The 7,648-nt window shown below is 67.0% G+C and carries 6 protein-coding genes and 1 rRNA gene; 3 read left to right on the top strand and 4 right to left on the bottom strand.

From position 1 onward, the window contains the following. From rrf to AC1DGI_RS17430, 3 genes are all read left to right on the top strand, one after another. Positions 1–90 (top strand): 5S ribosomal RNA (gene rrf / locus AC1DGI_RS17440); the annotation flags it as partial. Between the two features lie 259 nt (positions 91–349). Continuing rightward, positions 350–838, top strand: a complete 489-nt coding sequence (locus tag AC1DGI_RS17435; RefSeq protein WP_476899725.1) for an SRPBCC domain-containing protein — start codon at positions 350–352, stop codon at positions 836–838. A 63-nt stretch (positions 839–901) separates the two neighbouring features. Further along, a complete protein-coding gene (locus AC1DGI_RS17430) occupies positions 902–2,272 on the top strand; it encodes an FAD-binding oxidoreductase (RefSeq protein ID WP_476899724.1) in 1,371 nt (456 codons plus the stop codon). Positions 2,273–2,290: 18 nt separating this feature from the next. Here the strand turns inward: AC1DGI_RS17430 and AC1DGI_RS17425 are convergent, their stop codons facing one another. From AC1DGI_RS17425 to AC1DGI_RS17410, 4 genes are all read right to left on the bottom strand, one after another. Further along, complete coding sequence (locus tag AC1DGI_RS17425) at positions 2,291–3,703, bottom strand: DUF4032 domain-containing protein (RefSeq protein ID WP_441403574.1); 1,413 nt, start codon at positions 3,701–3,703, stop codon at positions 2,291–2,293. 133 nt (positions 3,704–3,836) lie between these two features. Continuing rightward, the gene (locus tag AC1DGI_RS17420) at positions 3,837–4,919 is read right to left on the bottom strand and encodes an ABC transporter ATP-binding protein (RefSeq protein WP_441403691.1); all 1,083 of its coding nucleotides are present in this window, start codon (positions 4,917–4,919) and stop codon (positions 3,837–3,839) included. 265 nt (positions 4,920–5,184) lie between these two features. Beyond that, positions 5,185–5,997 (bottom strand): trehalose-phosphatase, encoded by an 813-nt coding sequence (gene otsB / locus AC1DGI_RS17415; RefSeq protein ID WP_476899723.1) that lies wholly within the window; start codon positions 5,995–5,997, stop codon positions 5,185–5,187. Further along, positions 5,987–7,396: an alpha,alpha-trehalose-phosphate synthase (UDP-forming) gene (locus AC1DGI_RS17410; protein ID WP_476899729.1), complete on the bottom strand. Its 1,410-nt coding sequence runs from the start codon at positions 7,394–7,396 to the stop codon at positions 5,987–5,989. The genes otsB and AC1DGI_RS17410 overlap by 11 nt, the downstream gene beginning before the upstream one ends. Positions 7,397–7,648: the final 252 nt, after the last annotated feature.

Genomic DNA, 7,648 nt, shown 5'->3' with positions numbered 1-7,648 from the left:
CCCGGTCCCATCCCGAACCCGGAAGCTAAGACCCACAGCGCCGATGGTACTGCACCCGGGAGGGTGTGGGAGAGTAGGTCACCGCCGGACAACCATTAGGTCGAGAGCCTCCAACCACCAGGTTGGAGGCTCTCCCCCTTTAACCCCCCCCACCCGGACGCTCCTGCACCACCAGCGCACATTGGAACAACCCTCCCGCACAACCGGCGCCTTTTGCCCCGACCCTCCCGCAGCACCGGCGCACACCGGGAGCGTCGGTTTGAAACCTGTCGGTTCTGCGGGAGCGTCGCGATTTGTCCTTCGGACCGAAAGCCGGCACGGCTGCGACCCCCTTGTAGAGTTGTTGCTCATGGATAACCTCTTCAGCCACGCTGCGGCAGCCCCGGAACCCGAGCGCTCCGGGGAGCTGGACCCGGTGGTGTGCACCGTCGTCGTCCCCGGCACTGTCGCGAGGGCCTTCGTCGGTTTCACCGAGCACACGCACCTGTGGTGGCCGCTCGAGAGCCACAGTGTCTACGGCCCTGGTTCTTACGTGGAGTTCGAGGAAAACCTGATTGTTGAAACCGCTGACGACGGCCGGACCGCCATCTGGGGGTCGATCGACGACTGGCAACCGCCCTTGTCATTCCATGCCAGCTGGCACCCCGGTAGCCAGGCGTTGTGGTCCACCGAGCTGCGGGTTGCCTTCCGGGCGGTCGAGCGCGGCACGGAGCTGCGGTTGGTGCACAACGGCTGGGAAGGCGCCCAGGACCCAGCCGCCGCGCGTGCTGAGTACCAGCGGGGCTGGCCCGGCGTGCTGCAGCGCTTCGTCCGGTTCATGGGAGGCGTGGCCGATTAGCCATCGGCACCTAGACTAAGTGCCGGAATTGATCGCCGGATTCGACGGAGAACTGGAGAGCGCATGCGCGGCATTGTGGAGGAGCTGACGTCCGCCCTTGGCGCGGAGAAGGTTGCCGTGGACGCGTCCACGTTGGCGGCGTACGCGATCGACCGGGCCCCGGTCCTGGACTACCAGCTTCCGGTCGCCGTCGTGCGTGCCGAGTCCGTGGCTGACGTCCAGGCTGCCGTCCGAGCCTGCGCCGCACGCCGGGTGCCGCTGGTGGCCCGCGGCGCTGGAACCGGGCTCTCCGGCGGAGCTCATGCCAGCGAGGGCTGCGTGGTGCTGAGCCTCGAGCGGATGAACCGCATCCTGGACCTCAACCCGGACGACGAGACCGCCGTCGTCGAACCCGGCGTTATTAACGCCGAACTGAACGCGGCTGCGGCGCTCCACGGGCTGATGTACGCCCCGGACCCTGCCAGCTACAAAATCTCGACCATCGGCGGCAACGTCGCCACCAATGCCGGCGGACTGCGCTGCGCGAAGTACGGCGTCACCCGGGACTCGGTCCTGGCACTGGAGGTCGTGCTCGCGGACGGCACCCTCATCCGCACCGGCCACCGGACCTTCAAGGGGGTGGCTGGCTACGACCTCACGGGGCTGTTCGTTGGATCCGAGGGGACCCTGGGGATCGTCGTCGGGATTACGGTGCGGCTGCGGTACCTCCCGCAAGAGGTGCACACGATCGCCGCGTTCTACCCGGACTTCCGCAGCGCCGCTGCGGGCGTTCTCGCGGTGGGCAAGGCGCGGATACAGCCGGCCATCATGGAACTGCTCGACGGCGGTTCACTCGCCCAGCTCGACGACGTCCACGGCTCGGAACTGGCCTCCCGAGGCGCCTCATTGTTGCTCCTGCAGACCGACGGCTACGGGGCCGCAGCCGAAGCCGCCGCGATCCGGCCGCTGCTCGCCGCCGGCGGGGCCGTAGTGACCATGGAGGCAGACGCCGAGGCCGAGCGGCTCGTGGAATTGCGCCGCAACAGCCGCGGTGTCGAGGTCGACGACGAGTACCGGGTGGGCGAGGACGTGGCCGTGCCCCGGTCCCGGCTGGTGGACTATGTCGCGGAGCTGGAGGCCATTGCCGCGAAGCACGCGGTCAGGCTCAAGGTCGTGGCGCACGCCGGCGACGGGAACCTGCATCCCACTTTCTGGGTGGACCGGACCGGCACTGGCATGGACACTGCGGCCGCGGACCGCCTGGGCGCTGCCCTGGACGACTCCGTCACGGTGGCCCTCGCGATGGGCGGCACCATCACCGGCGAGCATGGCGTGGGCCAGTACAAGCTGCGCTGGCTCGGCTTGGAGCAGAAGGAACCGGTGCGCGAACTGCAACGCCGGATCAAGGAGCTCTTCGACCCGGCCGGGATCCTAAACCCCGGAAAAGCGATTTAGCCCGGGCGTGCTGCAACCCTAGTCGTCGGAGTCCGGGTATTCCTCGAGCGGCTCGTCGTCGTCGCCGTAGCGGGACTCCTCCGTCTCCACCTCCAGGATCTTGAGCAGCCCGGTGTCCGGGTTGAGCATAATCGCGGCCTCGTCGCGACGGTGCCGCAGCTCGGAATCGATGTAGGACTGGACGGCCTCGGCCAGCGGAATGTAGCGGTTTTCCTTCTGGGACATGTACCAGCGGTGCTCCAGGATCTCGTGCACGGCCTCCGCCGGTTCCAGCTTCCCGGAGAGGTCACGGGGAATCGAGCGGACGATCGGTTCGAAGATTTGGTTCACCCACAGGTGCGCGCTGTATTCCTCGTCCATGCCCGGATTGTTGTCCGCCCGGAAGGTGTCCATGTCGTTCAGCAGCCGCCGAGCCTGGTTTTCCTGCACGTCCAGACCGGTCAGTCGCAACAGCCGACGCTGGTGGTGCCCGGCGTCCACCACCTTGGGCTGAAGCTGGATCGTGGAACCGTTCTGCGTGGTCTTGATGGCGTATTCCTCGACGTCGAAGCCCAGTTCGTTGAGCCGCCGGATGCGGGCAGACACGCGCCAGCGCTCCCCGATCTCGAAGGATTCCTTCTCTGTCAGCTCGGTCCAGAGCCGCCGGTAGCTCTCCATGATGAGCTCGCTGGTGGCGACCGGGTCCACTTTTTCCTCGATCAGGCCGCCGTCCAGCAGGTCCATCAGTTCGCCGGCGATGTTGACCCGGGCAATTTCCAGGTCGTACTCCCGCTGCCCCGTGGACAGGTCCGGGTACAACTCGCCGGTCTCGGCGTCGACGAGGTAGGCGGCGAAGGCGCCGGCGTCCCGGCGGAACAGTGTGTTGGAGAGCGAGACGTCGCCCCAGTAGAAGCCGATCAGGTGCAGGCGGACCAGCAGCAACGCCTGCGCGTCGATCAGCCGGGTCAGGGTGTCCTTGCGCAACATCTGGGAAAACAGTGCGCGGTACGGCATGGAGAACTTCAGGTGCCGGGTGACCAGTACGGGGTTCAGCGGGCGGCCGTCCGGGGTGGTCCGCCCGGTGATGACGGCCACCGGTTCCACGCACGGGACGTCCAGCCGGGCGAGTTTACGAAGCATATGATATTCGTGCCGGGCGATGTGCTCCGAGGTCTCCTTGATGGCGATCACGGAGCCGCCCAGGTGGGCGAAGCGCACGATGTGCCGGGAGATGCCGCGGGGGAGGGCGGCGAGGTATTCCGCCGGCCAGTCCTCCAGTGCGGTGTGCCAGGGCAGGTCCAGCAGTTCGGGCTCGGTGGCTGCGGCCGTGATGCTGAGCGAACTCGCGACGCTCTTTTCGTCGTTGCTGGCAGCCACGTACCGGGGCAACTTGCCGATCTGGCCGTAGTCAGTGGGTTCGTCGTGCCACTGGGCGCTGTTGTCCTCGGTCATGCGGTTCTCCTCGGTCATGCGGCAATTCTCCCGTACTTGGGCCGAACACGCCCAACTTCCTTACTTAACGGCCGACGGCGGCCCTCCAGTGGGAGGACCGCCGTCGGCCGTTAAGCCGGTGAGCCGGTAGGGATCAGTCGCCCAGGCGCAGGCCGGTCTTGGTGTCGAACAGGTGCACGTGGCCCGACTGCGGGCGGACCCAGATGGACTCACCCTTTATCGGGGGGCGGCGGCCGTCGACGCGGGCCACGATGTCGTGGCTCTTGCCGTCGAGCGTGGTGTGGCCGTAGACGTAGGCGTCGGCGCCGAGTTCCTCGACGACGTCGACCTCGACCTGGAGTCCCTCGCCCTGCGGCGCGGTCTCGAGGTCCTCGGGACGTGAGCCGACCGTGACGGTGGAGCCGGAGGCGTCCTCGAGGACGTCTCGCGGGACCGGGTAGACGGTGCCGCCGAACTGCACACCGCCGTCGACGACGGGAAGCTCGAGCAGGTTCATGGCCGGTGAGCCGATGAAGCCGGCGACGAAAACGTTTTTCGGCTTGTCGTAGAGGTTGCGCGGGGTGTCCACCTGCATCAGCAGGCCGTCCTTGAGGACGGCGACGCGGTCACCCATGGTCATGGCCTCGACCTGGTCGTGGGTGACGTAGACGGTGGTGACGCCGAGGCGGCGGGTCAGGGACGCGATCTGCGTGCGCGTCTGGACGCGGAGCTTGGCGTCGAGGTTGGACAGCGGCTCATCCATGAGGAACACCTGCGGGTTACGCACGATTGCGCGGCCCATGGCAACGCGCTGGCGCTGGCCGCCGGAGAGGGCCTTCGGCTTCCGGTCCAGGTACGGCTCGAGGTCCAGCAGCTTGGCGGCTTCGCGGACTCGCTCGGCGCGCTCTTCCTTGCTGACGCCGGCGATCTTAAGCGCGAAGCCCATGTTGTCCGCGACCGTCATGTGCGGGTACAGGGCGTAGTTCTGGAACACCATGGCGATGTCGCGGTCCTTCGGCGGAAGGTCGGTAACGTCGCGGTCGCCGATCAGGATCCGGCCGGAGTTCACATCCTCGAGGCCTGCCAGCATCCGCAGGGAGGTGGACTTTCCACAGCCGGAGGGTCCCACGAGGACCAGGAACTCGCCGTCGGCGATTTCAATGTTGAGCTTGTCAACAGCGGGCTTCTCGGTGCCCGGGTACAGACGCGTAGCGTTATCAAAAGTAACTGTAGCCACAGTTATCAATCCCTTCACCGGCAGGTACGTGCCGGACGATCCGTAGTGAATGGTTCTTTTTATTCAGTTGTGGGTGTTCCGTTTCAAGGATGCGCATGCTCCCCGGCCGAAGCCGAGGAGCATCCATGACGCCGCACGGTAGTTGTGCGCCACATCACATACAGAGTATGCCAGATGTTTGATGAACGGGCGAAAAGGTTACGGATCTCACAGGTGACACTCCCTACTTAGGCAACGCCCGCTGGCCGCTGCCGCGCAGCAGTCCCTAGGCGCGGACGGCCTTGGTCCGTTCCCGCAGCAGCGCCTCCAGCAGCTCGGCGACGTGCGGGGGCGCCTCCACCCGGAACTCGGCCTGGGTGAAGTCCAAACCCACCTTGACGCCCAGGTCCCCGGGGACCAGGCTGCCGAGGGCATCCTCATCGGTGGTGTCGTCGCCGGCGAAAACGACGGCGGTGGCGTCGGCGGCCTGCCGCAGGAAGGCGATACCTTCGCCCTTGGAAGCGTGGACCACTGAGGTTTCCAAAACGCGGTTCCCTGTTTTGACGAAGACGCCCGCGCGGTCCTGCAGGGCGGCCTTCGCGGCGGCCACGGCGTCCTCGGCCACGTCGTCCGCGGCCAGCCGGGTGTGCAGCACGACGCCGGCAGGCTTGTCTTCGAGCAGCGTGCCGGGTGCCTGTTCCACGATCTCGACCAACTGTTGCCGCACCTGCGTCAGCACCTCCCGCTGGGCGTCGTCGAGGACGAGTTCGGCGGAGCCGGGGCCCATCCAGACTTCCGCGCCGTGGCTGCCGATCAACAGAGTCTGCTCCGGCGGCGAGGCGACCGCCCGGAGGCTGTCCAGCGCCCGGCCTGAGATGAGCGCCGTCGTCGTCCGCGGCAACTCCGCGAGGGCGGCGAAGGCGGCCGCGGAGCGGGGAAGCGCCCGGGCGTCCGCCGCATGGTCCACCAGGGGGGACATGGTGCCGTCAAAATCCATCGCGACCAGCAGTTGCTCCGTGCCGGCGACGCGGTGCACGGCCGCCAGCAGTTCCGGGGACAGCGAAAGCCGGTTCCCGGCGGGGGTGAGTTCAGGAGTCATCGCGGACAACTTTTTCCTGCAGCGCGCGGAGGAAATCGGCCGACCAGAGGTCGACGTCGTGGTCCAAGATCTGCTTGCGCATCGCGCGCATCCGGCGGGCGGCCTCGGCGGGCTGCATGTTGACCGCCCGCATGATCGTGTCCTTGAGGCCGTCAATGTCGTGCGGGTTCATCAGGAGCGCCTGTTTGAGCTGGTCCGCGGCTCCGGCGAATTCGCTGAGCACCAGGGCGCCGTCGTTGTTCGTCCTGGCGGTGACGTATTCCTTGGCCACGAGGTTCATGCCGTCGCGCAGCGCGGTGACGAGCATGACGTCGGCCGCCAGGTACAGCGCGACCATTTCCTCGATCGGGTAGCTGTGGTGCAGGTAGCGGACGGCGGTGTTCTGCATGGTGTCGTAGGTGCCGTTGATGTGGCCGACCGTTCCCTCGACCTCTTCGCGCAGCAGGCGGTACTGCTCGACGCGCTCGCGGCTGGGGCTGGCCACCTGGATCAGCGAGGCGTCCTCCACCGTGACTTTGCCGTCCTGCAGGAGTTCCTCGTAGGCCTTGAGCCGGTGCCGGATGCCCTTGGTGTAGTCCAGCCGGTCGACGCCCAGCAGGATGGTCTTGGGATTGCCGAGGTCGCGGCGGATCTGCTTGGCTTTCTCGATGATCTCGGGCTTGCGCGCGAGTTCACTGATCTGCTTGACGTCGATGGAGATCGGGAAGGCCTGGGCCCGGGCGATGTGGGTGGTTTCGCCGTCGGCGCCCCTGACATGGACTTGTTGCTGCTTGACGCTGGCCCCCAGGAAGCGGCGGGCGGAGCGCATGAAGTTGCCGGCGTCGCTGCTGCGCTGGAAGCCCACCAGGTCCGCACCCAACAGGCCGTCGATGATCGCGCGGCGCCACGGCAGCTGGGCAAAAATCTCCGGCGGCGGGAAGGGAATGTGGTTAAAGAAGCCGATCTTGAGGTCCGGGCGCGCCTCGCGGAGCATCTTGGGCACGAGCTGGAGCTGGTAATCCTGCACCCACACGGTGGCGCCCTCCGCGGCGTGGCGGACGACGGCGTCGGCGAACCGTTTGTTGACCTTCCGGTAGGTGTCCCACCAGGCACGGTGGAATTCCGGCGGCGCGATCACGTCGTGGTACAGCGGCCAGAGGGTGGCGTTGGAGAATCCCTCATAGAAGAGCTCGATGTCCCGCGTGCTGAGCTGAACCGGGACGAGGTCGATGCCGCCGTGGCTGAAGGGTTCGAGGTGTTCGTCGGGGGCGCCGTGCCAGCCCACCCAGGCGCCGTCGGTCTTGGTCATCATGGGGGCAAGCGCCGTCACCAGGCCGCCGGGGGAGCGTCGCCAGCCGTCCTCGCAGCCGGGCTCATCCGCGGAGCAGCGGTCCACCGGCAGGCGGTTGGAAACGACCATGAAGTCGAAGGTCGCGGCCGAGCCCGACGAGTTCGGGTGCCCTTCCGCCGCGGGTGCGGTGTCCTGCTCCCGTTCGGTTGGCTGTGCGGTGTCCTGCTCGGCGTGCTGCTCTGCCCGCTCGGTTGCTTGCATTGGTGCCCCCTGGGATCACTGTTGGCTCCCATCCACCCTAGCCGGGCGGAATCTTCTGTGCTATTCGTCCGTTGGGCATACCGAAGAAACTTGAAGACGCAAGCTCACGGGTTTCTCCCC

Source organism: Arthrobacter sp. 05N428_2 (genome assembly GCF_056397065.1).
This window is presented reverse-complemented; position numbering and strand designations above follow the sequence as displayed.